28 protein-coding genes and 1 pseudogene are annotated in these 25,195 nt (G+C 60.8%); 13 read left to right on the forward strand and 16 right to left on the reverse strand.

Annotation, left to right across the window (positions count from 1 at the left end; translation table 11 throughout):
• Nucleotides 1–246, forward strand: a 246-nt coding sequence (locus tag K0U62_01310) for a hypothetical protein (GenBank protein ID MCH9800154.1), incomplete at its 5' end; no start/stop codon positions are given.
• Between the two features lie 137 nt (nt 247–383).
• Here K0U62_01310 and K0U62_01315 read toward each other — a convergent pair.
• On the reverse strand, nt 384–1,514 hold the full coding sequence (locus K0U62_01315; protein ID MCH9800155.1) for a DUF418 domain-containing protein: 1,131 nt from the start codon (nt 1,512–1,514) through the stop codon (nt 384–386).
• A gap of 366 nt (nt 1,515–1,880) precedes the next feature.
• Between K0U62_01315 and K0U62_01320 the strand changes: the two genes are divergently transcribed.
• Nucleotides 1,881–2,225 carry a hypothetical protein gene (locus tag K0U62_01320; protein MCH9800156.1) on the forward strand — a complete coding sequence of 115 codons (345 nt, stop codon included), beginning with the start codon at nt 1,881–1,883 and terminating at the stop codon, nt 2,223–2,225.
• Between the two features lie 93 nt (nt 2,226–2,318).
• Here the strand turns inward: K0U62_01320 and K0U62_01325 are convergent, their stop codons facing one another.
• Genes K0U62_01325 through K0U62_01340 form a run of 4 tightly spaced genes read right to left on the reverse strand, consistent with a single transcriptional unit; the run spans nt 2,319 to nt 5,806 of the window.
• Entirely contained in the window at nt 2,319–3,017 is a 699-nt protein-coding gene (locus K0U62_01325) for a type II secretion system F family protein (protein MCH9800157.1), read from the reverse strand.
• Entirely contained in the window at nt 3,014–3,649 is a 636-nt protein-coding gene (locus K0U62_01330; GenBank protein MCH9800158.1) for a hypothetical protein, read from the reverse strand. The genes K0U62_01325 and K0U62_01330 overlap by 4 nt, the downstream gene beginning before the upstream one ends.
• A 4-nt stretch (nt 3,650–3,653) precedes the next feature.
• Nucleotides 3,654–4,823 carry a TadA family conjugal transfer-associated ATPase gene (locus K0U62_01335; protein MCH9800159.1) on the reverse strand — a complete coding sequence of 390 codons (1,170 nt, stop codon included), beginning with the start codon at nt 4,821–4,823 and terminating at the stop codon, nt 3,654–3,656.
• Nucleotides 4,820–5,806 (reverse strand): hypothetical protein, encoded by a 987-nt coding sequence (locus tag K0U62_01340; GenBank protein ID MCH9800160.1) that lies wholly within the window; start codon nt 5,804–5,806, stop codon nt 4,820–4,822. Before K0U62_01340 ends, K0U62_01335 begins: the two co-directional genes overlap by 4 nt.
• A 249-nt stretch (nt 5,807–6,055) precedes the next feature.
• On the opposite strand from K0U62_01340, the gene K0U62_01345 reads away from it, so the two are divergent.
• The gene (locus K0U62_01345) at nt 6,056–6,844 is read left to right on the forward strand and encodes a matrixin family metalloprotease (protein ID MCH9800161.1); all 789 of its coding nucleotides are present in this window, start codon (nt 6,056–6,058) and stop codon (nt 6,842–6,844) included.
• A gap of 76 nt (nt 6,845–6,920) precedes the next feature.
• On the opposite strand, the gene K0U62_01350 is transcribed toward K0U62_01345, so the two are convergent.
• Together K0U62_01350 and K0U62_01355 are read right to left on the reverse strand one after the other, a co-directional pair.
• The gene (locus tag K0U62_01350) at nt 6,921–7,727 is read right to left on the reverse strand and encodes a Fic family protein (GenBank protein MCH9800162.1); all 807 of its coding nucleotides are present in this window, start codon (nt 7,725–7,727) and stop codon (nt 6,921–6,923) included.
• Between the two features lie 48 nt (nt 7,728–7,775).
• Nucleotides 7,776–8,312, reverse strand: a complete 537-nt coding sequence (locus K0U62_01355; protein MCH9800163.1) for a DUF1440 domain-containing protein — start codon at nt 8,310–8,312, stop codon at nt 7,776–7,778.
• 156 nt (nt 8,313–8,468) lie between these two features.
• Between K0U62_01355 and K0U62_01360 the strand changes: the two genes are divergently transcribed.
• Nucleotides 8,469–8,873, forward strand: a complete 405-nt coding sequence (locus K0U62_01360; protein ID MCH9800164.1) for a TM2 domain-containing protein — start codon at nt 8,469–8,471, stop codon at nt 8,871–8,873.
• Between the two features lie 105 nt (nt 8,874–8,978).
• Complete coding sequence (gene acs / locus K0U62_01365; protein ID MCH9800165.1) at nt 8,979–10,928, forward strand: acetate--CoA ligase; 1,950 nt, start codon at nt 8,979–8,981, stop codon at nt 10,926–10,928.
• Between the two features lie 32 nt (nt 10,929–10,960).
• Here acs and K0U62_01370 read toward each other — a convergent pair whose 3' ends face one another.
• Complete coding sequence (locus K0U62_01370) at nt 10,961–11,416, reverse strand: DUF4442 domain-containing protein (GenBank protein ID MCH9800166.1); 456 nt, start codon at nt 11,414–11,416, stop codon at nt 10,961–10,963.
• 97 nt (nt 11,417–11,513) lie between these two features.
• On the opposite strand from K0U62_01370, the gene nhaA reads away from it, so the two are divergent.
• From nhaA to K0U62_01385, 3 genes are all read left to right on the forward strand, one after another.
• Nucleotides 11,514–12,830 carry a Na+/H+ antiporter NhaA gene (gene nhaA, locus K0U62_01375; protein ID MCH9800167.1) on the forward strand — a complete coding sequence of 439 codons (1,317 nt, stop codon included), beginning with the start codon at nt 11,514–11,516 and terminating at the stop codon, nt 12,828–12,830.
• Nucleotides 12,831–12,931: 101 nt separating this feature from the next.
• Nucleotides 12,932–13,375 (forward strand): phage holin family protein, encoded by a 444-nt coding sequence (locus tag K0U62_01380; GenBank protein ID MCH9800168.1) that lies wholly within the window; start codon nt 12,932–12,934, stop codon nt 13,373–13,375.
• Nucleotides 13,376–13,471: 96 nt separating this feature from the next.
• Entirely contained in the window at nt 13,472–14,293 is an 822-nt protein-coding gene (locus K0U62_01385; GenBank protein MCH9800169.1) for an alpha/beta hydrolase, read from the forward strand.
• A gap of 30 nt (nt 14,294–14,323) precedes the next feature.
• Here K0U62_01385 and K0U62_01390 read toward each other — a convergent pair whose 3' ends face one another.
• The 3 genes from K0U62_01390 to nth are packed head-to-tail and all read right to left on the reverse strand — an operon-like array spanning nt 14,324 to nt 16,322.
• Nucleotides 14,324–14,983, reverse strand: a complete 660-nt coding sequence (locus K0U62_01390) for a CoA pyrophosphatase (protein MCH9800170.1) — start codon at nt 14,981–14,983, stop codon at nt 14,324–14,326.
• Nucleotides 14,983–15,588: a redoxin family protein gene (locus tag K0U62_01395; protein MCH9800171.1), complete on the reverse strand. Its 606-nt coding sequence runs from the start codon at nt 15,586–15,588 to the stop codon at nt 14,983–14,985. Before K0U62_01395 ends, K0U62_01390 begins: the two co-directional genes overlap by 1 nt.
• Complete coding sequence (gene nth / locus K0U62_01400) at nt 15,585–16,322, reverse strand: endonuclease III (GenBank protein MCH9800172.1); 738 nt, start codon at nt 16,320–16,322, stop codon at nt 15,585–15,587. The genes K0U62_01395 and nth overlap by 4 nt, the downstream gene beginning before the upstream one ends.
• Before the next feature lie 120 nt (nt 16,323–16,442).
• Here nth and K0U62_01405 point away from each other — a divergent pair, with 120 nt between their 5' ends.
• Together K0U62_01405 and K0U62_01410 are read left to right on the forward strand one after the other, a co-directional pair.
• Complete coding sequence (locus tag K0U62_01405) at nt 16,443–16,967, forward strand: hypothetical protein (protein MCH9800173.1); 525 nt, start codon at nt 16,443–16,445, stop codon at nt 16,965–16,967.
• A gap of 84 nt (nt 16,968–17,051) precedes the next feature.
• On the forward strand, nt 17,052–17,726 hold the full coding sequence (locus tag K0U62_01410; GenBank protein ID MCH9800174.1) for a Crp/Fnr family transcriptional regulator: 675 nt from the start codon (nt 17,052–17,054) through the stop codon (nt 17,724–17,726).
• 203 nt (nt 17,727–17,929) lie between these two features.
• On the opposite strand, the pseudogene K0U62_01415 reads toward K0U62_01410, so the two are convergent.
• The 4 genes and pseudogenes from K0U62_01415 to K0U62_01430 all read right to left on the reverse strand — a co-directional run bounded on the left by K0U62_01415 (nt 17,930) and on the right by K0U62_01430 (nt 20,079).
• Nucleotides 17,930–18,628 (reverse strand): annotated as a pseudogene (locus tag K0U62_01415) (MBL fold metallo-hydrolase).
• On the reverse strand, nt 18,625–19,470 hold the full coding sequence (locus K0U62_01420; GenBank protein ID MCH9800175.1) for an NUDIX domain-containing protein: 846 nt from the start codon (nt 19,468–19,470) through the stop codon (nt 18,625–18,627). The pseudogene K0U62_01415 and the gene K0U62_01420 overlap by 4 nt, the downstream one beginning before the upstream one ends.
• Nucleotides 19,448–19,927 (reverse strand): RidA family protein, encoded by a 480-nt coding sequence (locus K0U62_01425; protein ID MCH9800176.1) that lies wholly within the window; start codon nt 19,925–19,927, stop codon nt 19,448–19,450. The genes K0U62_01420 and K0U62_01425 overlap by 23 nt, the downstream gene beginning before the upstream one ends.
• Nucleotides 19,924–20,079, reverse strand: coding sequence for a DUF4177 domain-containing protein (locus K0U62_01430; GenBank protein MCH9800177.1), 156 nt, complete (start codon nt 20,077–20,079; stop codon nt 19,924–19,926). The genes K0U62_01425 and K0U62_01430 overlap by 4 nt, the downstream gene beginning before the upstream one ends.
• 36 nt (nt 20,080–20,115) lie before the next feature.
• On the opposite strand from K0U62_01430, the gene K0U62_01435 reads away from it, so the two are divergent.
• Together K0U62_01435 and K0U62_01440 are read left to right on the forward strand one after the other, a co-directional pair.
• Nucleotides 20,116–21,093: a P-loop NTPase gene (locus K0U62_01435; GenBank protein ID MCH9800178.1), complete on the forward strand. Its 978-nt coding sequence runs from the start codon at nt 20,116–20,118 to the stop codon at nt 21,091–21,093.
• Nucleotides 21,090–22,250 carry an AAA family ATPase gene (locus K0U62_01440; GenBank protein MCH9800179.1) on the forward strand — a complete coding sequence of 387 codons (1,161 nt, stop codon included), beginning with the start codon at nt 21,090–21,092 and terminating at the stop codon, nt 22,248–22,250. Before K0U62_01435 ends, K0U62_01440 begins: the two co-directional genes overlap by 4 nt.
• A gap of 71 nt (nt 22,251–22,321) precedes the next feature.
• Here K0U62_01440 and K0U62_01445 read toward each other — a convergent pair whose 3' ends face one another.
• Nucleotides 22,322–22,681 carry a WhiB family transcriptional regulator gene (locus K0U62_01445; GenBank protein ID MCH9800180.1) on the reverse strand — a complete coding sequence of 120 codons (360 nt, stop codon included), beginning with the start codon at nt 22,679–22,681 and terminating at the stop codon, nt 22,322–22,324.
• A 267-nt stretch (nt 22,682–22,948) separates the two neighbouring features.
• Between K0U62_01445 and K0U62_01450 the strand changes: the two genes are divergently transcribed.
• Nucleotides 22,949–25,189 (forward strand): transglycosylase domain-containing protein, encoded by a 2,241-nt coding sequence (locus K0U62_01450; protein MCH9800181.1) that lies wholly within the window; start codon nt 22,949–22,951, stop codon nt 25,187–25,189.
• The last annotated feature ends 6 nt before the right edge of the window (nt 25,190–25,195 follow it).

Consider the following 25,195-nt stretch of genomic DNA (forward strand, 5'->3'; position numbering starts at 1 on the left):
AGCGACGGTGTAATCAGTTGTTACGACGCGTCTCGCTTGTTCCATAACTTCCTATGGTGGGAAGCCACCTACGAAAACAATCAACCAACGATGCCAGCGTGGTTCATTTCCAAGGGTAAGTACGCAATGGATGAAGGCGGAAAGAAGAAGTGGTCGTGGAAGAAGGCTGTGAACTTCTCCTACGGCAGTGATGAAAGCGGCTTTGAGGGCGGCTTCATCATGAAGAAGGTCAAGAACCCTAGCTAGCTGTACCCAGTCACTGAGCTGAACCAATTTGGGCCCTGGTTCGCGGATTGCTTCGCGAGCCAGGGCCCAACGTCGCTTCAGGTAATCGGGTTACCCGATCGTTGTCATCGTCGCCCCTTGTCGGCCAGGTTGGCGGACTACTCACTCGATCTGCCAATCGGCTGCCAGGATCGATAGGTCGCGCAGCGCCATGCCCACTCCATCGGGCCGTAGCGGAACCGATTCAGCCAAGGCAACGACCACCACAACTGGACACTCCACACCAGCAAGACAAAAACAACGGCCGTCGAACGCGTCACCGGTACTTGCGTTAGCACAACGCTGAAGGTGAGAACGCCCAGAACACTTTGTGACAAGTAGTTGGTTAGTGCCATTCGACCAACTGCACGGATCCGATTACGAAGACGCGACTCCCCCGAGGTATTCCACAAGATGACGATGGCGAGGTAGGCAGTCGCCATAGGAAGGGTCGCGATGGTGTTGGGAATCGACCCGATAAAGGCGACATCAGTCGAGTAGTCCGCTAGCGAGACCCAGATAACTCCCGCAACTGCCAACGGGATCCCGGCGACTAGCCCGCCAATCGCAAGTCGGCGATAGAAGAGCCGCTCTTGCTGCCCTTGCAGTACTCCCCAGCGAAACAAGGCTATACCGACGAGCATGGCACCTAGTGCCCTGAGGAAGGCGTCGGTTATCAAGACAACTTCTGCTAGCTCACCCGACTGGGCCGCCTCGAACCAGAAACCAGCGAAGTCAGCCGGCTCAGTTGCGAACATCTGCCCCAAAACCGCGACTATCGGCGACAGCGCGTAAATGCCAATTCCCAAGAACAACAGGAGCGAACTGGGCAACTTGCGAAGTAGCAGCAGAAGCGGTGACAGCAGCGCGTAGACGACGAGGATGTCACCCTCCCACAGCAAACCGTGCAGCAACCCGATCAGCAATAGCAGGAAGTTTCGCCAGAGGCTCAACCACACTGGGTGACTTGTTTTCACCTTGGCCCGCTCGGCGAAGAGCACTATCCCTGCACCAAAAAGCATGGAGAACAACGCCATGAACTTCTGATCAACAAAGACCTCGCCGACAACGGCAACTGTCCAGTCCAAGAAAGTGTCGGTACCCGGCGCACTGATGTTCATATAGGCAGAACCGACCAGGGCAAACGACACCACGTTCATCGGAAGAATCCCGAGGACGGCGACTCCACGAATCGCGTCAAGACTGGAGATACGATCGCCACCGCTGACGGGGCTCTTTAGTCTGGCCACCTTCACCCTTTCCTCCGCACGATCCTAGGGCGCAGCTGGGCAACACTGTGGAAAACTCCGCGCTTTCATTCCGGTGCTAGCCACCGGCTCGCAGCAAGCCGCGAATCGAAAATCGCGCAATACTTCATGCAACCTTCCCAGCACCTTCACGTCAGCGAGGGCCTCATGCTCAACACCTCACTTCGCCCCGAGGTCGACGGCGGGCAGCCGATGAGCGGCGTCCGCCCCATTGCTGCCTCGCGACGCCTTTTCTGCCGTCCAGCCCAAGTTTTCGATCTCCTCGATCGACCAGGACATCTTGAGCTCTTTCATCCCTTTTGCCGAAGCAACTCCGCGATCTCGTGGAGCGGGAGCGCTCGCCTAGATGTGCTCAGTTATCTGAACGGCCTGACCTACGTTCGGGATTTCGTCGCCTGGCGACATTCCGTCGGATTCGACTTGCTGATCGGCGAAGCCGGGCAGCCACAATCCTTCGTGGGATGGCGGCTGAAGCCCGCCGGCGAGGCCAGCAGCGAACTGTCCATTACCGTCTACCCTCACCTCGTTCACGGGCTTTCACCATTAGTCGGCTACCCGATTCATATGTTGTGGTTAAAGCCCCGGCTGCAGCAATATCTGACCGCGGTTCTATCCGGTCTACAGTGCCACCTGCTGACCCGCACAACGGTTTCTGCCAATGCCTTTGGCTCGCACCCGTGGTTCTCTGAGTGACCCGGTCACCACCAGCACCGCCGATGCCAGCTAAGGCGGATGACAGCATGCACATCCTGCAACCGGGCTGGACACGCTAGTCACCTGCAACCCTCAACCTCCGATCAGGCCTTGGGCGAATGCGGCCACAATTGGCACTACCCCCAGTAGGAAGAACGACGGCAGAAAACACACCGCGAGGGGGACTACCGACTTCACCGCGGCGGCTCGGGCGGCCGACTGCGCCTTGGTGAAATAGTCTCGGCGCGCCTCGTCGGCGAGGCGATCCAACTCAGCCACCACAGGCGCACCAGTCTCGCTGCGCCGCACCATCACCCCGGTAAGCGCGGCCAGTTGGTCATCGGTTGCCACCCGCCGCCATGCCACTGCAGCTGGTGCGCCCAACTGCAGCATCCTGGCAACCTCCGTAAACGCCTCACCGAGCGGATTGGGTGCGGAGACTCCCAAGTAGCGCATAGCTACCTGATCAGTGCAGCCGGCACCGATCAGTGCTGCCAAAAGGTTGATCGCGTCCGGCAGCGTCCGCGCGATCCGCAGCTCTCGCCATTCTTCGGACTCATCGATGCGCTGCGGTACCAGCAGTTTGGTCATCGCCCCGGCAACTCCCGCCACCGCGAGGGTGATCGGCAACGGCAATGGCAACAGCACGACGACAAGAGCGGCAACCGCGATACCGGCCAGCCAATCGAAGCGAACGGTTGGTGATCCAGCTCCAACCCGTTTCCGCCCGCCACGAAGTCGAGCTGTATTCGGCAGCAGTAGTAATGCCAACGCCACCAGCACAGCGCTCACAAGACTTCCTCCACTCGCTGCACAATGGCCCGAATCCAGCGGTACCCGAGGATGTTGGCAGTGACGCCCGCTGCCAACACCACCAGCCCGACCGGCGAGGTAGTCAGCCATTCCAGCGGATTCGCCCCCAGCACGAGCCCTAGCCCCAAGCCCAACGCCGGCAGCAGACTCATCAACCGTGCCGTGGCCCGCGGTCCGGCCAACTCCACTTGCAGCGTCCGCCGCACGTCTCGGGAGCGGGCCTCGCCATCACACAGTTGTTGCAGCACCTCAGCCAAGCCGAGCCCGCTGCGGTGACCGATATCCCAGACGCCAGCCACAGCGGCGAGGAGTGATCCCTCACCGGCGGCGTCCTTCCGCAAGGCAGCGGCGATGTCGCCCCCTAGCCGAGCGGCGCGAGCCGCGTGCGGACTGATCGGATGACTGTGGTGACTTTCTTGCAGCGCGACCGACGGCTCCTTCCCTGCAAGCAATTCACCCGCTAGCGCGGCGGCCCAGTCACACTCCTGTTCGACTTGTTCGTCTCGGTGACGCCGGAGGGCGTGCCGCAATCGACTTTTCACCCGACTTAGGGCCCCCAGCCGTGGCAGCGGACAGATCCACACCGCGAGGACAACCAGCAGAACCGACATCAGGTCATACCGCGAGAGCCGCTAGTAGCCGCTTGGCCGCCGGGTGGTTTGGCAGATGCAGGATCGGTCGATCGTCAGTGAACGTGACTAGTGACACGACGCGGCTCAAACCTTGCCGAACTACAACTACCCCCAACTCAACAACTCTTCGATGGCCGTCACTGTCTCGCCGAAGATGCACTACTGCTTCCAACCCGGCAGCCAGTTGACTGTGCGCCCTCGGCCGATCAAGGCCGGCTGCGCCAGCAAGTGCCTCAACTCGGGCGGGAAGCGCCTGTGGCGAGTTAGCGTGAATCGTCCCAGCACATCCTTCATGACCGGTGTTCATTGCCGCTAGTAGTTGCACCACTTCGGCACCCCGAACCTCACCAACGACGATTCGATCGGGCCGCATGCGCATCGCCTGTCGGACCAACTGGCTCAGTTCCACTCCTCCGATTCCCTCGGCATTGTGCGGTCGACCTTCTAAGGCCACGCAATGGTCGTGGCTAGGGCGCAGTTCAGCAGATTCCTCCACGACCAGAATTCGTTCTGCCGCCGGTACTTGTTCCAACAGACACCGCAACACGGTCGTCTTGCCGCTGCCGGTACCGCCAATCACTAGGAAGGACAACCGCGCTGCGATCAGGGCATGCAGCCACTGCACACCGGGCGCGGAAATCGCGCCCGCCTGCTGCAGTTCCGCCAGTGAGAACGATCGGTGTGCTGGGGTACGCAGACTGATCGTTGTTCCCGGGGATGCAATGGGCGCCAAGGCTGCATGCAATCTGACACCACCGGGAAGTCGGGCATCCACAAACGGCTGGGCATCATCCAGGCGACGACCGGCTTGGGCAGCCAGACGCTGCGCCAATCGACGTACGCTATCTTCATCGCCGACGTTCACAGCCACCCGCTGCAGGCCCATCCCCCGATCCACCCACACCGCCCCAGCGCCGTTGACTAAGACGTCGGAGAGACCCGGTTGATCGAGCAGAGTTTGCAGCGGTCCGGCGCCGTCCAACTCTCGCTGGAGCTGCTGAACTAACTGGCTATGTACTCGCGTCTCCGCCACTACCCCCAGTTCGTTGAGGGCTGCCGCCACAGTGGCCGGGGTCGCATCACGGTCATTGTCGACCAACCAACCCCGAATCCGATCCGCCAAGTCAGCACTGGTGTTGGCCCGAGCCGTCATCGCAATGCCTCCAGCAACAGTCGCTGACAGGCCCGGGCAAAGGCTCCTCGCCCTACCGCAGTCGCAATATCGCCGAAATCGCTCGCGCCTCGTAACGCCCTGCGTGATGGGATCTCCCGTAGTCGGACTGCTGGCAGAGTGTCGCTCGCGGCCGAGATTCGTAGCGGGCCCCCAACCGATCGAATAGCCACCAACGGGTCAGCACCAAACCGGCCAGATTCAAGCCAGGCTCGTGCCGCATTGAGTGAGGCCAGTTCCACCGTCGTGAGCAGAACGGTTCTGGCCGTAACAGGTGGTGGCGTGGCCGTCAGCGGGTAGCGGGGTAGATCAATGATGACGGTGTCATAGCCAGTCACCAGCGCATCAGTTACCGAACGCCAGGACAAGGAGTTTGCGGTACCTAGTGGTGTCGCCAGCCAGTCGACATCGCCAGTACTCGGCATCCGACCTTGCAGCGCACTGACCGGCAAATCACCGCCTACATCGACCACATCAGTCCAGCGGATACCTCGATCGCTTTCTACACCAGCGTTGATATCAACCGGAGCGCTCGCGGGATCCGCATCGACAAACACGACGGAGCCCAAATCAGTTGCTGCTACGGCTAGCCCAGCTGCGAGGGTGGTGCTGCCGGCTCCCCCGCGGGTTCCAGTGACCACCACAACGTTGGCTGACCGCATGCTGCTGCGGTCCGGGACAAATGATTGCAACCGCTCAATCAGCCGATCCCCGCCTTCGGGTAGAAAGATGAGCTCCGGGATCCCGAACTGACCGATGGCTAGTTTGTTGGCCCCACCATCACGCCGAGTTACCACTACCGTTCCTGGATCGCTGACCATTGTGGGATCGACTGTGCAGGCATCAAGATCCACTACTTGGCAATCCGCTCGCACTTCGGAGACAGCTAGCCCAGCGGCTGTCGCAGCTGCACTCGCCCACTTCCGCAGTTCCTCATCAAGAACGTCTATTCGCACCGCCGTCACGCTCAGTTCCGTCCTTCGGTCATTGCGCCCCAGGTTGGGGAGGTACCTGAGCAACAATGACGAACTTCGCGAGCCGTTCCTGGACGGTGATAGCTCTGGGGACAGTACCGCCGACACCACGAATGTGGACAGCCATCCCGCCGGGTTCTGCGAGACATCGGGCCCGATTCATCCGGTTTACTGCGCCGATAGGGGGACAGCGAGCCGCTCTGTTCTGCAAAACCGGTCCAAGTCCGCACCTAATTCGATATGAGTTGGCTGGACAAGGCGCTACGCGTATTGGCTCTTGGCGCGGCCTTGGTGTGTCTGGTCGCCGTAACTCACGCCCAAGCGCCACAAGTCCCCGAGTTATCTGTGCAAGGACCGACTACCGCCAACGCGACCGTCCCCCGAGCAGACGCGGCACCACAAGCCTATGAGTTCCTGCTGAAGGATCCAGATCACCAGTTCCCAGCCCGTTGGTGTCCGGCCACCATCGGCTTTCAGTTGGACACCACCCTGCTAGCCCAGGCGGGCTTGGATCCAGCCATGGAGTTAGGACGCTGGCGAGCAGTGTTCGCTGGTTGGAGTGAGGCGAGTGACTATAGCTATCGGTTTGAGTACCGCGGCGAAAACAAACTACTCATGGCTAGTGACGGTGAGCCTGATATTGCTGCCATCCCACCGGGAACGATCGGAATCGTCTACGTCCACGGTCGTTCATCTGCCGGGCCTGCTGAGTACCGATCGCGTGCTGTGGCCGGACGCACCGCGGGTAACGGGGGCCTACAAGCGGTTTCCTCGGGAAACTCCGACGCCAGCGCGCTCATCGCGGACCGTGGCTTTGTCTTGATCGACGCCTACGATGCTGGCGAACTAGAAGCCGGCAGCCTCCGACGAGCGCTGTATCAGCATGAATCTGGTCATGCCCTGGGCCTAGGTCACGTCGAGGACCGAGGGGCACTGATGCACGACACCCTGAGTATGTTGCGGCTAAAGATCTCTTCCGGTGATGCGGCTGGTCTGCGGGAGCTCGCCAGCATGCCGTGCCCGTCGTAGCGCAGCAATCGCGGCAACTAGGCCCGGACCCAACCACGCCTCTGCGCGTTGGCCTGAATGCGGACCACCCTGGGTTCTAGGAATCATCTGGCAGGTGATCGATCTCCTCGACCGCTGCCCGAGCTCCCACCGCAACCGTGCGGGAATGGGTAATCAACCATTCCGCAACCCCGTCCGGCTCACCAGTGGCATAGCTGGTCAGTGCATTTCGGTATTTGTTTCGCCCAAGTGTGCGCAACCCGGCTTCCGGAAAAGACCAGCCATCAGGATCAACGCCCCGAGCCCGCAACACGAGCCGCGTGCTGGCGCGCGCAACAGTGCCGGAGCCAGCGCTGAACGGCCTGAGCATAGCAAGCTCACCGTGTACGACACCAGCGAGGATAATCGCCGGGGTTTGCTTGGAACTAATGAGCAGTTGTGACAGCCCCTGCAGTCGCGGGGACAGCTGCGCTGCAGGCACGAGCGGACCCAGCCGTAGTGAATCCTCCACTTCGTCCACCGATCGGGGCCGCCCCAACTCTGATTCCGGCACCTGTCCTACAGCGGCAACTGAATGCATCCGGGCCAGCGCCTGTAGTGGTGCGGCCCCCAACAGATCTGCCGAAGCCGGCAGTTCGGAATACATCGCAAGCGTGCGCATCGCGATCCGACCCATCGGTGAATCTTCCACGGCTCCGGAGCGCAATGAGTCGAGCAAGATCTCGGCACCCTCGAACGAAGCGTTGCACCAAGCCCCCACCACGGCAGCCTCAGCGGACAGCGCCGTGCTCTTGCGGCGAGCTGCCCGGTTCCACAGCAGTTCATCCACGGCGGCGCGTGCTTCGTCAGCGGCGTTGGCCACACCGGGTAGTTCGACGAGGGCGAGAAGTGGATCCGAGGTCACCCCATTACGGTAACGACGCAAGGCCACCAAGGAAAAATCCGGCTCAGGTCAGCGGGTGAGATCGTCAGTGATCGCAGAGGCGAGGACGTAGGCCGCATGGGTACCCAAAGAGGTCAGCAACACATCCTTAGGCCAGTTCCATGGTGGCGGAGTCCCACCCAATGCCGGGAACATTGAGAAGGTCACCGTCATCAATGCACCACCGAATAGAAGAGTGGCCGTGGGCTCGGTGTAGCGGTGCCGCAGCCACACGTGCGCGAAACCGAAGGCGGACCCGTAGCCCCAACGTAAGGCGATAGCGATTTCGCCCGGATGGCTGCTGATCGCGTCAGGTAGGTGCAGGATGTTTGCCACAATCTGGCCCGGAACGACCGTGTCGTCATAGTCCAGTCCTTGATCGGTCGCCATGCCCCGCACCTGGCGGCCATCCGCCAACCGTTTTGCACCGCGGAACTTACCGGCACGGACCCGCCGTTCTGCCCAGTAGGCCACCGTCATGGCCATGGTGCCGACCGCACCGACAACCAGCGAGCGAACTGGCCAGGGTAAGTACGGGGATCGGTCTGGGTGCGAGTTCCGTCGCATAGCGACAAGCATGGTGGAACCTATCGCTCGTTGCATCCGGGCGAGGCCCTTATCCTCGGCACACCTGAGTTCAGCTGGGCAACCGTGCCACACTTTTTCTAGGCGTTGTACCCCAGCGAATCGCTGGTAGCCAGCAACGATGACCGGGAGACCCTGATGACCGACCAATCCGAACCAGAACAGTCGGGTGAGCAACCAACCCCACCACCACCCGCTAACGGCGCTCCGCCACCACCGTCGCAGCCAGCCTCGCCAGTCGAACTTCCACCGGGGCAAACCGCCCATGGCTACCCTCCGGCTCAACCGACGGCTTACGGCTACCCGCAGTACTACAGCGGCAAGCGAATCCCAGCCGGCATCCTGGGCATCCTGCTCGGCGCCTGGGGAGTACATCGGTTCTATTTAAGTGACATCGGGGGCGGGGTGCTGCGCATTCTGATTACCCTTTTCACCTGCGGAATCGGCGGCATCATCGGATTCATCGAGGGCATCATCTACCTAACCAAGACGGATCCGGAGTTCGATCAGATCTACGTTGTGCAGCGACGCGAGTGGTTTTGACGATTCACATGAATCTTCGGTCTTTTCGGATCTAATTGTGGAGTTCCTCGAGAAGGCAACAGCTGCGCGATAACCTCGGGCTACTTGCTGGTCTAGGAGGGCACGTTGTCAGAGGAAGCGTTGGAAAATCTACTTCACGAGGAGCGCACCTTTCCCCCGGATGAAAGTTTCGCCGCTGCCGCGAATCTGACTGCTGCAGCCTACGAGGAAGCAGCCGAGGACCGGATCGCGTTTTGGGAGGAACAGGCTCGCCGACTGCAGTGGGATGAGCCCTGGCAACAAGCGCTGGACTGGAGCAACGCGCCGTTCGCCAAGTGGTTCGTCGGCGGGAAGCTCAACGCCTCGGTGAACTGTGTCGACCGGCATGTTGCTGCCGGCTACGGCGATCAGACCGCGTTGATCTTCGAAGCCGAATCCGGCGACAGCCGTCACATCAGCTACCGGGAGCTCCAAGACGAGGTCTGCAAAGCAGCGAACGCGCTGACTGCTCTCGGCGTGAACGCTGGCGATCGGGTCGCGATCTACCTGCCGATGATTCCGGAAGCAGTTGTGGCCATGTTGGCTTGTGCCCGGGTTGGTGCAGCACATTCAGTGGTCTTCGCTGGTTTCTCGGCGGAAGCGCTGCGCAGCCGAATCGATGACGCTTCAGCAAAACTGGTGATTACCGCTGACGGACAATTCCGGCGGGGTGGTGCTATGCCGCTGAAACCTGCGGTTGATGAAGCGGTGGCTCAGACTCCTTCGGTCAGCAACGTCTTAGTTGTTCGGCGCACCGGGTCTGAGGTCGACTGGAACGAACGCGACGTCTGGTGGCATGACGTGGTTGATCCAGCCAGCACGGAGCATACGCCGCAGGCCTTCGACGCCGAGCATCCGCTCTTCATCCTCTACACCTCCGGGACCACTGGGAAGCCGAAGGGCATTCTGCACACGACCGGTGGCTACCTGACCCAGGCTTCCTTCACCCACTGGTCTGTTTTCGACCTCAAGGCCGACAGCGATGTCTACTGGTGTACCGCCGACATTGGCTGGGTCACTGGCCACTCCTATATCGTCTACGGCCCGCTTTCGAACCGGGCCACGCAAGTGATCTACGAGGGCACCCCAGATTCCCCACACCGGGGCCGGTTCTGGGAGATCGTGCAAAAGCACCAGGTCAGCATTCTCTACACCGCACCCACTGCGATTCGCACCTTCATGAAGTGGGGGGACGAGCATCCCAACTCGTTCGATCTGTCCTCGCTGCGCCTGTTGGGCTCGGTGGGCGAACCGATCAATCCCGAAGCGTGGATGTGGTATCGGCAGGTGATTGGCGGCAAGCGCTGCCCGATCGTGGATACCTGGTGGCAGACCGAAACTGGGGCGATCATGATCTCGCCGGTACCCGGGGTTACCGCTGCCAAACCAGGGTCAGCGATGCGCGCACTTCCCGGCATTTCGGCGAAGGTGGTTGACGACAATGGTGATCCGGTAGAGCGCGGCAGTGGCGGTTATCTGGTGCTTGATGAGCCGTGGCCGTCCATGCTGCGTGGAATCTGGGGAGATGACCAGCGCTATCTCGACACCTATTGGTCCCGATTCGCCGGCCGGTACTTCGCCGGGGACGGCGCGAAGTTGGACGAAGATGGGGCTATCTGGCTGCTGGGGCGAGTAGACGACGTCATGAACATCTCGGGTCATCGGATTTCTACTACTGAAGTGGAATCGGCCCTGGTATCCCACCCGAAGGTCGCCGAGGCTGCCGTAGTGGGTGCTGCAGATGACACCACTGGGCAAGGCATCGTTGCCTTTGTGATTTTGCGCGCCGGGGTGGAGGACGGTGACGGGCTGGTTGGTGAGCTGCGCCAGCATGTCGCCACCGAAATCGGCCCAATCGCAAAGCCACGGCAAATCATGGTGGTCCCAGAACTACCCAAGACCCGCTCCGGCAAGATCATGCGGCGGCTGCTGCGAGATGTTGCGGAGCATCGACAACTCGGCGATGTCACTACCCTTGCCGATCCCACGGTTATGAATCTGATTTCAGACGGATTGGCTGCAGGGGCGACCGACTGAGCGATTGGCGATAGCTGCGCCAATCGCTCGAGCTAGTGAGAGCGCAGTTGATAGATGCCGTGACTGGTCATGAGGACCTCATCGGCTTCGTCACGAACTTCGAGGTCCATGGTGAACTCAGACTTGCCATCCCGCTCGGCTTCAGCCTGAATATGTTCCGCCTTGCTCTCCGGTAGCTCTGCCACGACCCGGATCCCGGTATTGCCAGGACGACGGAACTTCACAGTCATCTCTTTCACTACCGGATAAAAACGGGTGGGATCAAAGCGGATCAGCGCCAGGATTCCGGGCGGTACCTCCGCCGCGGTGTAAAGCACACCGGCGTACATGATGCCGACATGGTTGGTGTTGCCCTCAAACGGCACCTCCAGCACCACCCGATTTGGCGAGACTTCCGTGACGGTAAGGCCGATATGGCCTGCCAACGGTATGGCTGATCTGACAATGTTGGTCGTGTCGGCAGGCGACGGTACAACGGGCTCCGGCATGCTATTCATCGTAAGGTCAGGTTCAGGACGGCAAAGGGCCGGGCCAACGACTTGGTCCACCAACACAAGCGGGCGGCGAACCATCGCTGGGAGTGACATGGCTAAAGATCCTCAGTCGGAACCGGATTCTGGCAACGGTAACGGTGGACTTTTCGGGCGGCTCTCGCTGAGCGAACGCACCTGGACGCTCGAAGCGCTTCGCAATGAAACCGTCGGTGGCATCCTCATGCTCACCGCTGCCGCCGCCGCGCTCATTGTTGCCAACAGTGGGCTGGCAGAGTGGTACCAGAAAATCTCCGAGACCGTCATCGGGCCGGAGGCGCTGCATCTGGATCTCACCGTCTCGGATTGGGCCGCTGACGGACTGCTGGCCATCTTCTTCTTCGTCGCTGGTATCGAATTGAAGTACGAGTTACAGCTCGGCAGCCTCGCCAAGCCTTCCAAAGCGGCGGTTCCCCTAGCGGCTGCCTTGGGCGGCATGATCTTGCCAGCCCTGCTCTACATCGGAGTAAACGTCTTTGCCGAGGACGGTCGAGTAACGGGCTGGGGTATCCCGATGGCGACCGATATTGCCTTTGCCCTTGCGGTACTCGCAGTCGTCGGACGCAATCTTCCGGTCGCGTTGCGTGCCTTTCTGCTGTCACTGGCTGTTGTGGATGATCTTGGGGCCATCCTGGTGATTGCGATCTTCTACTCCGACTACTTCAACGCCTGGGAGTTCGCTGCATCGGTGGCCTTCTTGGCGCTTTACGCATACCTGCAGAAGCGCCGCTTCGTCGGCTGGCCGGTGTACTTCGTCATCGTGTTCATTGCGTGGGGCTTCATGCATGCCAGTGGTGTCCACGCCACAGTTGCCGGTGTGGCCGCGGGTCTGTTGACCCGGGTCAAGAAAGATCCCGGGGAAGAGAAGAGTCCCGGCGATATCGCCGAACATCGCTGGAGCCCCATTTCTGCTGGGTTCGCCGTGCCGATTTTCGCCTTCTTCGCGGCAGGTGTGAGCCTGGGAGATGAATCAGTAGGCGAGGTTCTCGCCAGCCCAGTAGCTCTCGGCGTGATCATCGGCTTGGTGGTCGGCAAACCAATCGGAGTAGTGGGAACAGCCTGGCTGATGGCGAAGTTCACTAGAGCTCAACTGAGCAGTCACATCAAATGGCGCGATGTACTCGCGGTCGGACTGCTTGCCGGAATAGGTTTCACGGTCTCGTTGCTGATTTCGGAGTTGGCCTTTACCGACGACCAAACCCTCAACGCAGCAAAGCTTGGCGTTTTGGCCGCGTCACTGCTAGCCGCGGTTCTCGCCACGATCATGCTGCGCTCCCGCAACCGCTACTACGCCCAGGTAGCAGCGGTGGAGGAAGCGGACGAAGATCAGGATGGTATTCCCGACGTCTACCAAGAGGACCGGAACGCCTGATCTTGCCAGGTCACCATTGGGCGAGCCGCCACCGCGATCCACCCACTAGGGTGTCAGGATGTACTGGTCGGTCAACCGACCCACCGTGACGAGGAGGAGACGTGGCAGAAAGCCCGGCCAAAGGCGGTATCCGTGCACTGCTGAAATCAGTGACCAGCGACGCCAAACAGCTCGTTCAGGATCAGACGGAACTCACCAAGCGCGAGGTACGCACCAGTTCGCAGCAGGCTGGTAGCACCGGCGGGCTTTTCGCTGGCGCCGCCTTTATCGGAATTCTGGCCATCGTCTTTCTCTTGATCACCCTGGCTTATGTATTGGTCGCGGTGGGACTGCCGGAATGGGCGGGATTTGGAATCGTAGCGCTGGCACTCATTCTGGTGGCGGCCGTCCTCGCAGCAGCAGGTCGAGCCAAGGCAAAGAAGATGAGCAACGGTCTCGAACTCTCCAAGAAAGAGTTGGAGCGCACCCAACAGGTACTCGCTGGATCGACTGATACCGAAACTCCCGCTGTCGGCAAGGGGCCGGTTGGCCACTCAGGGAAATGATGGGTGGTGCCCACCCCCGAGGATGCGATCTGGGCTGAGGGCCCTTGGAAACATCGCGATATAGCAGCGAACGGCGTTCGCTTTCACGCTGCCGAAATGGGTTCCGGGCCACTGGTGCTACTGCTACACGGGTTCCCGTTGTTCTGGTGGACCTGGCGTCACCTCTTGCCACAGTTGGCGGAGGCCGGCTACCACGCCGTAGCAGTCGATCTCCGCGGCTACGGCGGCTCCGATCACACCCCACACGGCTATGACCCCATCAACCTCTCGGCGGATGCCGCTGGCATTATCCGCTCACTAGGCCGTTCGGAAGCCGTCGTCATCGGGCAAGGCTGGGGCGGTCTCATCGCCTGGACCGCAGCTGCACTACGCCGGTCGGCGATCCGGGCGTTGGTGCCGGTTTCTATGCCGCACCCGAACATGCTGCGTAAAGGATTCATTTCCGATCCGGAGCAGCGCAAACTATCGCGCTACGCCATCGGATATCAGGTCCCCTTCCGCCCGGAACGAAAACTCTTGCGTGACAATGCCGCAGAGGTAGAGCAGATTTTGCGGCGGTGGTCGGGTCCGGATCGCTGGCCAGATAACGAGTCAGCCGATGCCTTTCGAGCCGCGATGCAGTTCGGTTCGACCGCTCACTGTGCCTTGGAATATCACCGTTGGGCGGTCCGCGCCGTTCCCCGGCAAGATGGCCGTCAATTCGCCGATGCCATGACCCAACCCATCCGACAACCGGTCCTGCAGGTACTAGGACACAACGACGGCTCGCTTCTCACCCGAACCTACGACGGCAGCGAAGATTTTGTAGTGGGCAGATACGAACGACACGAAATGAACGGTGTCGGACATTTCCCGCAGGAAGAAGATCCGAACACCTTCAACAGTCTCATTCTGCGCTGGCTCGACTCCTTGGACTAGCTCGATGAATCTGCCGCGAAACAGCCATGGCTAAGTCTCGATCGGAACCTTGCGAGCAGGTAGCCAGGGTTGGGTCCAGCCGGCCGCGTCGAAGAGCTGCGATAGTAGTCCCCCGGTAAAGCCCCACACCAACATGTCGTGGGTTTCGAAGCCGGGTCCCACGTATCCCGATGGATGGATCACCTCGACGCGGTTGGCCGGATTCAACAAATCAGAGATTGGCACTCGGTGAACGGCCGCGACTTCGGCGGGATCCATGACACCTACCGGTATCGGCGCCAGCCACCATCCCAGCACCGGAGTGACGATGAAGCCCGACGGGGGCAACCAGAGGTCTGGCAACGCCCCAAATACCGTTACCCCGGTGGGCTCCACACCGGTCTCCTCCTGGGCCTCCCGCAGCGCTGCCGCCACCGAGTCCACATCAGTCGAGTCCACCGCACCACCAGGGAATGCTGGTTGACCCGCGTGTTCTCTCATCTCGGCCGCGCGCTGCAGGATCAGTACATCAGGCCCCAGCTCTCCCTCACCAAAAAGGATAAGGACCGCGCCAGCCCGGCCGCCCTGCTCCGGCGGCCTCATTAAGCCCAAGTCCTCGATTCGTAGCTTCCGAACCGCAGTGACTACGTCACCGAGCCAGTTCGGCAGCTCGGGTAGCGCTGATTCCGCCAGCCACGCCTCTTTCGCCATCAGGCTTCTCCAGCTACCCGCTTGAACGCCCGCCGAATCTGCGAAATGTCGGTGATCGCTTTGTCGAATCGGTAGACCACATTGCCCGCAACAACAATGGCGTTGAATGGTGGCCCCACCCAACCTAGATCCACTCTGGTGCGGGATTCCACATCCTGTACCGACGGGAACTGGGCATCCAGATCAGCCAAGAATGCTGCAGCCGCTTCCGGGCTATCGGCCGCATTGACTCCCAACACCGAACCACCAGAGTTAGCGAATTCAGCTAGGACTGGAACTTCTTCTTTGCAGGGGCCACACCATGATGCCCATACCGACACCAAAGTCGGCCCCGGCAACGTAGCGATATCCACCTCGGGTCCGGGCCCCAAACACGGTAGCCCTCGAGGGCCGGATTCGGGGAAGCCCTCACAGGGCGGCGCGGTGTCGATTTGTTGCGCTGAAATGACTGGCGCAGAACTGTCCGGTACCGCATCCGTACCGGCAGCAGCGCCAACATCCTCGAGTTCGGACGAAGAGCAACTTGCCACCACCACTAGCAGCGCCAGCGTCACGATGCCGCGTGCAACCGCCCGCGGGCCGCGACGCTCTCTTGGCGAGTTCATTGCGGCCCCTTGAGCAGCTTTGCGGCCTCTTCTGGGTCCATCGGGCCAATCCCCGCCCCGGGGCACCACTGCACGACTGGGCAGGCCCCGCAGGCCGGGCGCCGTGAGTGACAGCAACGTCGACCGTGCCAGATCATGACGTGCGACATCTGGGTCCACGTCTTGCGGGGGAAGATCGCCATCAGGTCCTGCTCTGCCTTCACCGGATCCTCATGATCGGTGAAGCCCATTCTGCGCGATAGTCGACCAACGTGGGTATCCACGGTGATTCCGGGAATATCGAAAGCGTTGCCCAGCACGACATTGGCAGTCTTGCGACCCACCCCGGGCAATACGACCAAATCAGTAAGTCGGTCGGGTACGACGCCGTCGTAGTCGGTCACCAGGCTTTGCGCGAGCCCTAGCAAGTTTGCGGCCTTCGCTCGGAAGAATCCGGTAGGACGGATGATGCTCTCCACTTCCGCCGGCTCGGCCGCCGCAAGAGATTCCGCGTCGGGGAATCGACGGAAGAGTTCTTTCGTCACTGAGTTGACTCGCACATCCGTGCATTGAGCAGACAGCACCGTCGCGCAGAGCAGTTGGAACGCGTCGGCAAACTCGAGTTCACAGCGGGCATCGGGGTAAGTCTGTTCGAGGGTCCGCAGAATCCTTCGCGCTCGGCGCACTAGTGCCAATCGGGATTCTCCCGTGGGCGTGGGCTGCTGATCCGACCGGTCGCTGCTCACCTTAGTCACCCTAGGGGACTTAAGCGATCAGCACCCGATTCACCCGAATGGAGTAACTAGCTCAAGTAATCTTCTGGGCAGGCGATGACTCCGATAGGTACAGGTACACCCTGACTGACAGGAGCGATAATGCCCGAAGCGAAAGACAAGTCGACGTCGGGGCGCTCTGCTGCGAAAGTTGAACGGGTTCGGGACCCCAAGTTCACATCCGTGGAACTAGCCGAGCTTCGCACCATGCGATCGGGGCTTACTGAGGAGGAATCCAAGGTTTCCTACTGGCGGCGTCTGATCCAAGCTCGTATTGACGTGATCAACAGCGACCACACCGGGGAAGAGCCGGTAGAGAAACTATCTCGGCTGCTGACTGATGCCCAGAGTTCGCATCGGCGAGTTGCTGCGCTCAGCGTGGGACCCATCGATGACATCCCACCGCTCCCCGATCTCAGTGCTTTGTGGAACCGAGTCGCTACTGAAACTGCCACTGAACGGGATGCCTTGATCGCTGACCTCGAGCGAGCAGAAGAAGACTTGAGCACCTATCGTCGCGAGCTGCACGATCGCATCGATGGCGTTACTGCTGAACTGATAACCCGGTACCGCGAGGAACCCCGACTAGCGCTGGTTGCCATGGAGGAACGCCTGGGAATCGCCTGATCTACTGACTTTTGCGCCCGTTCGGTTCGTATCCGTCGGCGCTTTGCGCCACACTAGCCACGATCGCCCGGTTTGGAGGAGTTCGTGGACGACGTCCTGATGCAGGCGCCGCTCTTTTCCGCATTGGATCCAGAGGCTGCTGCCGCACTCCGGGCTGCCACCAACTTGATCCGAATACCGAAGGGCGGGGTCCTGTTCCGCGAGGGGGACCCGGGCGATCGGCTCTACGTCCTCGAACGCGGCAAGATCAAACTGGGCACCGCATCCACAGACGGCAGGGATGCGCTGCTGGCCATCGTCGGCCCCGGTGAGATGATCGGTGAACTTTCGCTGTTCGATCCTGGCCCGCGGGCGGCTACAGCTACCGCACTTACTGACGTAGCGGCACGAGAGCTCAGCCACGACGCCCTGCGCCCCTGGCTATCGGGCAGACCGGAAGTCGCTGAAGCGCTACTGAGTGCATTGGCCCGCCGACTGCGGCGGACCAATGAGGCAATGTCGGACCTCGTGTTCTCTGACGTTCCTGGCCGAGTGGCGAAAGCGCTCACCGATCTCGGGGAGCGTTTCGGAGTACCCGTTGAGGACGGCACCAGCGTTACCCACGACATGACGCAGGAGGAACTCGCCCAACTAGTTGGGGCTTCCCGCGAGACGGTCAACAAGGCACTAGCAGACTTCGCCGCTCGGGGATGGATCCGGTTGGAATCCCGCTCCGTCATTCTGATCGACAGCGAGCGGTTGGGGCGGCGAGCAAAGTAAGTTTGCTGCCGCCCATCAGCAGCGGCGGCTAGTTCACCCACCCGCTGCCAGCTCGACTAGTTCGACCAATCAGCTGGCGGCGCCACCTCCCCCACCTGGTGTAAGTGTGCCCACTGCGCCGCAGCCGACGCCCGGGCCGCCGGCAACACCCCGGCAGGCAGTGGCTGGTAGACCCGCTCCACGATGTCTGTCACCGACTTCGCTCCCGCAGCGATAGCAGCACGCACTTGGTCCAGCCGCTCTTCCCGATGGGCGCGATACTCAGCAAGGAGTGAAGCCGGTCGAGTCAGTGTTGGGCCATGGCCAGGTAGCACGCGGTCCAGGGAGTGTTCACTAGCTAATTCCGCAAGCCGCTGCAACGAGGTCAAATAGTCGGTCAGCGAGCCATCTGGCCAGGCCACCACGGAGGTACCCCGACCCAGGACTGTATCGCCGGTGAGCACCGCATCAGCCTGCGGTAGGTGAAAGGACAGCGAGTCGGAGGTGTGACCGGGAGTGGCGATCACTTCTAACTCCAGATCACCCTGACGAATACGCTGCCCGTCTAGTAACCCCTCGCTGCCTAGCCGGTGAGTCGGGTCGAGAGCTCGTACCGGGACATCCCACCGGGCGGCAAACATCCGCGCTCCGGCGGAATGATCGGCATGCCCGTGGGTCAGTAGGACTTCGGCCGGCACCAACTCTCGCTGCGCCAGTTCTGCCGCCACTGCCGCGAGATGCTCCGGATCATTCGGACCTGGATCAACGATCACGGCTGGTCCGTTGCCCCACAAAATCCAGGTATTGGTGCCGTCCAGCGTCATCGCCGACGGGTTGGGCGCGAGCACACAGCACACGCCAGCCACCACATCGCCGCCAAACCAAGGGTCCAGCGAACCAATAACGGCAGGCGACCCGCTCATGAGCTGATCACTTCGCCGCTGTAAGCATCTTCCAACCGCCAGTCCACTACTCCGTCGGTTACCCGCCAGGGGCGCGGCAGGAGCGGCCGCGGCCGCCGGGTACGAGCAACTGCTAGCACCGATTCCGGATCGGCAAAGCCCACTAACTGCCGCAAGGCGTCAGCGGTGGGTGGCAGCATGGGCAACGCTCCGTCGACTGCTGCGGCTACTGCCTCCTCCGGTGATATCCAGCGGGTTTCCTCAGTCTCGCTACTCATGTCGGCCCCTTCGGCGCCAGACGGTACCTGCGCCACCAAGAACCTGACGTCGAAGCGTCGACGCTCCACCTCGGGAGTCACCCAATGCACCCAAGGGAACAAGAATTCGCCAGCCACCGCTCGATTCTCTTTCCGCAGCCAAGCCAGGAACTCAACGTTAGATTCAGGCGGCGGTGCTGGCTCTCCCGTCATCAACGCGATACCCGCTTCCTCCCAGGTTTCTCGGACCGCAGCGACGGTCAACGCGCGGAAGTGAGCGGTCGGTTGGGCATCGTCTTTCAGCGGAAACGGCTCATAGTCGAGTGGCCCCTGCCACGGTACGTGCTCATCAGCATCACTGGTTTCGACGCGACCACCGGGAAAGACGTACATGCCCGCTGCGAACGCCATGGCGGTCGGTCGCTTCTGCAGCAGCACCTCCAGCCCAGCCTCGCCCGATCGCAGCAGCATGAGCGTCGCGGCATCATGAACCGGTGGTGGCTGCCAAGCGCCCCCGTCCGACAGCAACTCCTGAGCCCGACGGTCGAGTTCCGCTGGCAAAGTGAAGCTGGGACGTTCCGGGCTAACCACCGACAGCGCCCTCATCTCCTAGCCGGGCCACGACTTCGATCTCCACCGGCGCATTCAGCGGCAGCGAAGCCACTCCCACCGCAGATCTCGCGTGGGTACCTACCTCACCCATAACGTCAGCGAATAGCAGACTCGCGCCATTGATCACGCTGGGCTGGTCAGTGAAGTCGCTCGTGCTGGCTACAAAGCCGACGACCTTCACGAGTTGAACCTGATCCAGGTCCGACACCACTCCGGCCATCGCAGCTAACGCATTGAGCGCCGCCACTTCGGCGGCAGCAGCACCAGTTTCGACATCCACACCTTCACCTAGTCGCCCCGTCGCGACGAGAGCACCATCTCGCAATGGCAATTGGCCCGCGGTGTATATCCAGCCACCCCGCAACACAGCCGGAGCGTAGGCCGCCAAGGCTGCTGGTGGTGCCGGCATCGTCAACCCGCGTTGCGCCAGCCGATCCGCAACCAGGGTCACGACAACGGTCGCTTGAAGTAGGCCACAACATTCTCCGGATTGGGTCCCGGAACGATCTGCACCAACTCCCAACCGTCTTGGCCCCAATTGTCCAAGATCTGCTTGGTTGCGTGAATCAGAACCGGTGCGGTGGCATATTCCCATTTGGTCATAGCACGACCCTAGACCCCGCCGGATAGTCTCAGGGCATGGCATCAAAGCTTTGGCCCGGCGTGCGGCTACATGTCGTGTCGGGCAAAGGTGGTACTGGCAAGACGACCGTGGCTTCCGCCCTGGCGATTGCGCTAGCCACCGGCGGAAACCGAGTACTGCTGATGGAGGTCGAAGGGCGCCAGGGGATTGCACAACTTTTCGATGTGCCACCGCTGCCTTACGACGAGACTCGCGTCGCGGTAGCACCCGGTCGGGGGGAGGTCGTTGCCCAAGCGGTAGATCCCGAGGCTGCGGTCTTGGAGTATCTGCGCATGTTCTACAACATCAAACGTGGTGGTACTGCGCTGAAGAAGATCGGTGCCATTGACTTCGCGACCACTATCGCGCCCGGATTGCGCGATGTGTTGATTACCGGCAAAACCGGTGAAGCGGTCCGGCGTCGCGAGCAGGGTCGACCGGTATGGGATGCCGTGGTGATGGACGCGCCACCGACTGGCCGTATCGCGCGATTTCTCAACGTCAACACAGAAGTTGGCTCGCTAGCGCGGGTGGGACCCATCAAGAACCAAGCAGATTCGGTGATGCGAGTCATCGGCAGTCCGGAGACTGCCGTCCACCTCGTGACGCTGCTGGAAGAGATGCCGGTGCAGGAAACTATTGATGGGGTCCGTGAGTTGCGCGAATCGGGCCTACTAGTGGGATCGATCTTCGTAAACAGGCAACGCGCTGAAGATTTGTCCGACGAGGCGCTAGCAGCTGACGTGCCGGTGCCAGCTGCAGCTATCGCCACTGACCTTTCGGCAGCGGGCATTGATGACCCCGACCCTGATCTGGTGGCTGCTCTCACCCAGGAAGGCATCAACCACGCCGTGAGAGTTCGCTTGCAGCGACGCGAGCGCGATCGTCTCGCCGAACTAGACGTCCCACTCGTCGATTTGCCGCAACTCGATGAAGTTGATCTCGGCGGGCTCTACGAGTTGGCCGGTGCAATAGTGGGACAGGCACAACAATGACAACCATCAGCCCCGCACCCAACTTCGACGTCGATGCCATGCTCGGCTCGCCGGACACTCGAATCGTGGTGTGCTGTGGCAGTGGTGGCGTCGGCAAAACCACCACAGCTGCAGCTTTTGCGCTGCGTGCCGCAGAAATGGGTCGTCGCGTCGTTGTCTTGACCATCGATCCGGCACGACGCCTGGCGCAATCCATGGGGCTCAGCCACTTGGACAACACCCCACGGTCCGTGCCCGGCGTTGCGGGTGATGGCTCCCTCGACGCCATGATGTTGGATATGAAACGGACCTTCGACGAACTCGTTGAAGCGCACTCAGACCCCGAGCGAGCCGCTCAAGTACTCGAGAATCCGTTCTACCAGGCTCTCTCCAGCTCGTTTGCCGGCACACAGGAGTACATGGCAATGGAGAAGCTCGGCCAGCTCCGCCGGCAATCCGACCTAGGGGACATCTGGGATTTGATCGTGGTGGATACTCCGCCCTCGCGCTCCGCATTGGACTTTCTGGACGCACCACAGCGGCTTGGCTCTTTCTTGGACGGCAAGTTCATTCGGCTGTTCACTGGACCAGCGAAGGGCGCCGGCCGTGGCTTGGGCCGGGTAGTGGGGGTTGGTCTTGGTCTCGCCGCTGGGGCGGTGAAGAAAGTGCTGGGGACGGAACTCCTGGTGGAAGTCTCGACCTTCATCCAAGCCCTCGACAGTATTTTCGGTGGATTTCGACAGCGGGCGGATGAAACCTACGCAATCTTGCAGGAGCCTGGTACCGCTTTTGTCGTAGTCGCGGCACCGGAGCCAGATGCGGTGCGGGAAGCCACCTACTTCGTCGAACGGCTGACCCAGGAGAGCATGCCACTGGCCGGGATGGTGCTCAATCGAGTTACATTGCCGGTTGGGCATTCGCTGTCTGCCGAAGAGGCAGTGGTAGCCGCTGAACGGCTGGAAAAATCGCACGACCATAGCGAGACGGCAGCGTTGCTGCACATGCACGCCGACACCATGCACAAGGCTCAACGGCAGCGCCACATTGCGGAACGTTTCACTGCGGCACATCCTGCCGTCAGCCAAGCCGTGATTCCCGCGCTTGCGGATGACGTTCACGACTTGGAAGGCTTACGCGAGATCGGTGACTACCTAACCGAGGCAACAACCACCGGGTGATACCGGTGAGAAATGATCAGGCAGGTGCAGGCCTTCTGCTAAGAGGCCGCCGCTGTTACCTGCCTCGTCAACTAGAGCCGCTGCTGTGGGGCGAACTGCTCCATCGGTTGGCTCTGTTGTGGCACCAATGGCTCAATCTCAAGATCAGGATCGAGACGTGCGTGTTCGATGCGGGCGGTGTCCAACAAGCGTCGCCAGGAACTGACGTCTGGGCGCCGCCGCAGCAGCGCACGTCGCTCTCGTTCCGTCATGCCGCCCCAGACCCCGAACTCAACTCGATTGTCTAGCGCATCCGCGAGGCACTCAGTCCTCACTTCACAGCCAAGGCAAATCTGCTTGGCGCGATTTTGTGCGGCTCCTTGGACGAACAGGGCGTCCGGGTCAGTACCGTTGCAAGCAGCGTGGGCAGCCCATTCGCTATTCCAGACCATCTCTTAGGCCCTTTCGCAGGGCGTTGGGACTTGTCTGCCGACGGGCTCAGAAAGTCTCGACAACGCTCGATGTGACGGACACTAATCAGAGCGTGACGGAGATCACAGGCACATATCTACTAAGTCCTATAGTCACAAAAGACTATTTAATAATCATCACATTTCGATTCGGTTTGGATTGTCGGCGCATTGAACCTGAGGCCGTACCCTAAAGGTCGTATGTCTATGTCTGGAGATTCGCCATCGCCACGGGTGGGGCAAGATAAAATGTCAACTGCATCGTCTCGCGATCAGTCCAACGGGCGCTTCACGCTGCGCTCTGGTGATCGTTCAGCCAATCGTGCCGGCGCCGAGGATGGTCGCCTAGTTCTCGTCGTTGCCTTCCTGGTGACATCCTTGATTGCGGGCGTTTTCGCAGCAGCGATTGCCATGCCCACTCTGGGAGCAGCAAGCATCCTCGCCAAGACTGCTATCGATGCCTTCGAGTCCTACCCCAAGGAACTATCAGACCCAGTTTTGTCGCAACGCTCCGAAATCGTTGATGCCAATGGCAAGCGGATAGCGTACTTGTACGACCAAAACCGTGAGGTGGTTCCGCTCAAAAAGATCGCCCCGGTCATGCAGGAAGCCATGATTGCGATTGAAGATGCTCGCTTCTACGAGCACAACGGAGTCGACGTTCGCGGCACGATTCGCGCCCTTGCCACGAACCAATCCAGTGGTGAGATTCGGCAGGGTGGCTCCACCATCACCCAGCAGTATGTGAAGCAGATTTTGCTGAACAGTGCGAGTAACGAGGAAGAACAAGCGGCTGCCACCGAGCAGAGGGTCGAGCGGAAGCTGCGCGAAGCGCGCTATGCAATCGCGATGGAAAAGACTAAAACCAAGGACGAAATCCTTGAGGGCTATCTGAACATCGCCTACTACGGTTCCGGTGCCCACGGGATAGAGGTCGCAGCACAGACCTACTTCAACAAACCCGCCAGGAAACTCAAACTGGTGGAGGCCGCCACCATTGCTGGCACCGTTCAACAGCCCGGCGCCTTCGACCCAGTCCGCAACCCCAAAGACTCAACCGAAAGACGCAATGAGGTCTTGCTGGCGATGCGCAAGCTCGGCTACATCACACCCACCGAGTACCAAGAAGCTGTAGACACGAAGATGAAGTCGTACCTCGACCACAAGGTCTTCATTAACGGCTGCCCCACTTCTGACTCCCCCTACTTCTGCGACTATTCGCTGAACTACATTCGCAACGAGCCCGCCTTCGGGGCGACTCGCCGCGAACGGATCAACCTACTCCGCACTGGCGGATTGGTTATTAAGACCACCCTCACACCGCAAGCGCAACGCTCCGCAGACTCGGCTGTGAAGAACCGGATTCCAGTCGGTGATCCCAGCAACAAGGCTGCCGCCATCAGCATGGTCCAGCCTGGCACTGGCAAGGTCCTGGCGATGACGCAGAACACCGAGTGGGGCCGCAAGGGTCAAGGAAAGACCGCCTACAACTACAACGTCCGTAAGTCTGAGGGCGGCACCATCGGGATGCAGTCCGGGTCAACCTTCAAGCCGTTCACGTTGGCCGCGGCCTTAGAGAAAGGCATCTCCCCTTCGGTTGCGATCACCTCCCCGTCTCAGAAGACTTTCTATGGCTTCCGTGACTGTGACGGCTACAACTTCCCGCCGTACACCGTCAAAGGTGGCGGTGGCGTCGAGACGATGTATTCCGGGACCAAAGGTTCGATTAACACCTTCTTCGTCGGCCTGGAACAGATGGTGAGTCTCTGTCGGCAGGCCGAGATCGCCGAGGCCATGGGTATCCGTAAGGGCAACGGCAAGAAACTCAACCGGGTACCCTCCTTCGTCCTAGGGGCCAACGAAGTAGTTCCACTGGACATGGCGGGTGCTTACGCCGCCTTCGCTAACGACGGGGTGTGGTGCAAGCCCAACCCCATCGACTCCATTAAGCGTACCCAGGGCAAGAAGGTCTACAAGTTCCAATCGCAGTGCCGTCGAGTCTTGAGCAGCTACGTCGCCGATACCATCACAACCCTGCTGCGAGGGCCGGTGAGCGGTGGCGGCACTTATCCCGGCGCCTCCTTCGGTCGCCCCATCGCGGGTAAGACGGGTACGACAGACACCTCATCGGCGGTCTGGTTCGTGGGTTACACCCCACAGATCGCCGCGGCGGTTTGGGTTGGCGACCCACGCGGTGGCTACCGCTATCCACTCAACTACGTGGTCATCAACGGTAGTTACTACTCCACGGTCTACGGCGCTACGATTCCTGGTCCCATTTGGCGCTCCGCAATGAGTGGAGCACACTCAGGCCTGCCCTACCGCGGGTTCGGTGGCGATCCCCGAGACTACGACATCCGACTCGATGCGACCGACGACAAGAAGAAAAAGAAAGACAAGGACAAGCAGCCAGCAGGCGATGACCAGAACACGCTCACCCTGGATGAACTAGAGGAGCTTCAAAATCTGCCTGAGTTCACTTTCGAGTAACTCGGG

It is taken from the genome of Actinomycetes bacterium (assembly GCA_022599915.1).
GTDB lineage: Bacteria > Actinomycetota > Actinomycetes > S36-B12.

Coding starts and splice junctions, on each gene's coding strand:
- K0U62_01385 (MCH9800169.1), top strand. CDS start 13,472: ATGGGTTCCGGGCCACTGGTGCTACTGCTACACGGGTTCCCGTTGTTC.
- K0U62_01420 (MCH9800175.1), bottom strand. CDS start 19,470: ATGAGGGCGCTGTCGGTGGTTAGCCCGGAACGTCCCAGCTTCACTTTG.
- K0U62_01405 (MCH9800173.1), top strand. CDS start 16,443: ATGCCCGAAGCGAAAGACAAGTCGACGTCGGGGCGCTCTGCTGCGAAA.
- K0U62_01390 (MCH9800170.1), bottom strand. CDS start 14,983: ATGGCGAAAGAGGCGTGGCTGGCGGAATCAGCGCTACCCGAGCTGCCG.
- K0U62_01450 (MCH9800181.1), top strand. CDS start 22,949: ATGTCAACTGCATCGTCTCGCGATCAGTCCAACGGGCGCTTCACGCTG.
- K0U62_01445 (MCH9800180.1), bottom strand. CDS start 22,681: ATGGTCTGGAATAGCGAATGGGCTGCCCACGCTGCTTGCAACGGTACT.
- K0U62_01355 (MCH9800163.1), bottom strand. CDS start 8,312: ATGCGACGGAACTCGCACCCAGACCGATCCCCGTACTTACCCTGGCCA.
- K0U62_01395 (MCH9800171.1), bottom strand. CDS start 15,588: ATGAACTCGCCAAGAGAGCGTCGCGGCCCGCGGGCGGTTGCACGCGGC.
- nhaA (MCH9800167.1), top strand. CDS start 11,514: ATGGCTAAAGATCCTCAGTCGGAACCGGATTCTGGCAACGGTAACGGT.
- K0U62_01335 (MCH9800159.1), bottom strand. CDS start 4,823: ATGACGGCTCGGGCCAACACCAGTGCTGACTTGGCGGATCGGATTCGG.
- K0U62_01345 (MCH9800161.1), top strand. CDS start 6,056: ATGAGTTGGCTGGACAAGGCGCTACGCGTATTGGCTCTTGGCGCGGCC.
- K0U62_01370 (MCH9800166.1), bottom strand. CDS start 11,416: ATGCCGGAGCCCGTTGTACCGTCGCCTGCCGACACGACCAACATTGTC.
- K0U62_01440 (MCH9800179.1), top strand. CDS start 21,090: ATGACAACCATCAGCCCCGCACCCAACTTCGACGTCGATGCCATGCTC.
- K0U62_01430 (MCH9800177.1), bottom strand. CDS start 20,079: ATGACCAAATGGGAATATGCCACCGCACCGGTTCTGATTCACGCAACC.
- K0U62_01435 (MCH9800178.1), top strand. CDS start 20,116: ATGGCATCAAAGCTTTGGCCCGGCGTGCGGCTACATGTCGTGTCGGGC.
- K0U62_01360 (MCH9800164.1), top strand. CDS start 8,469: ATGACCGACCAATCCGAACCAGAACAGTCGGGTGAGCAACCAACCCCA.
- K0U62_01330 (MCH9800158.1), bottom strand. CDS start 3,649: ATGTCGGTTCTGCTGGTTGTCCTCGCGGTGTGGATCTGTCCGCTGCCA.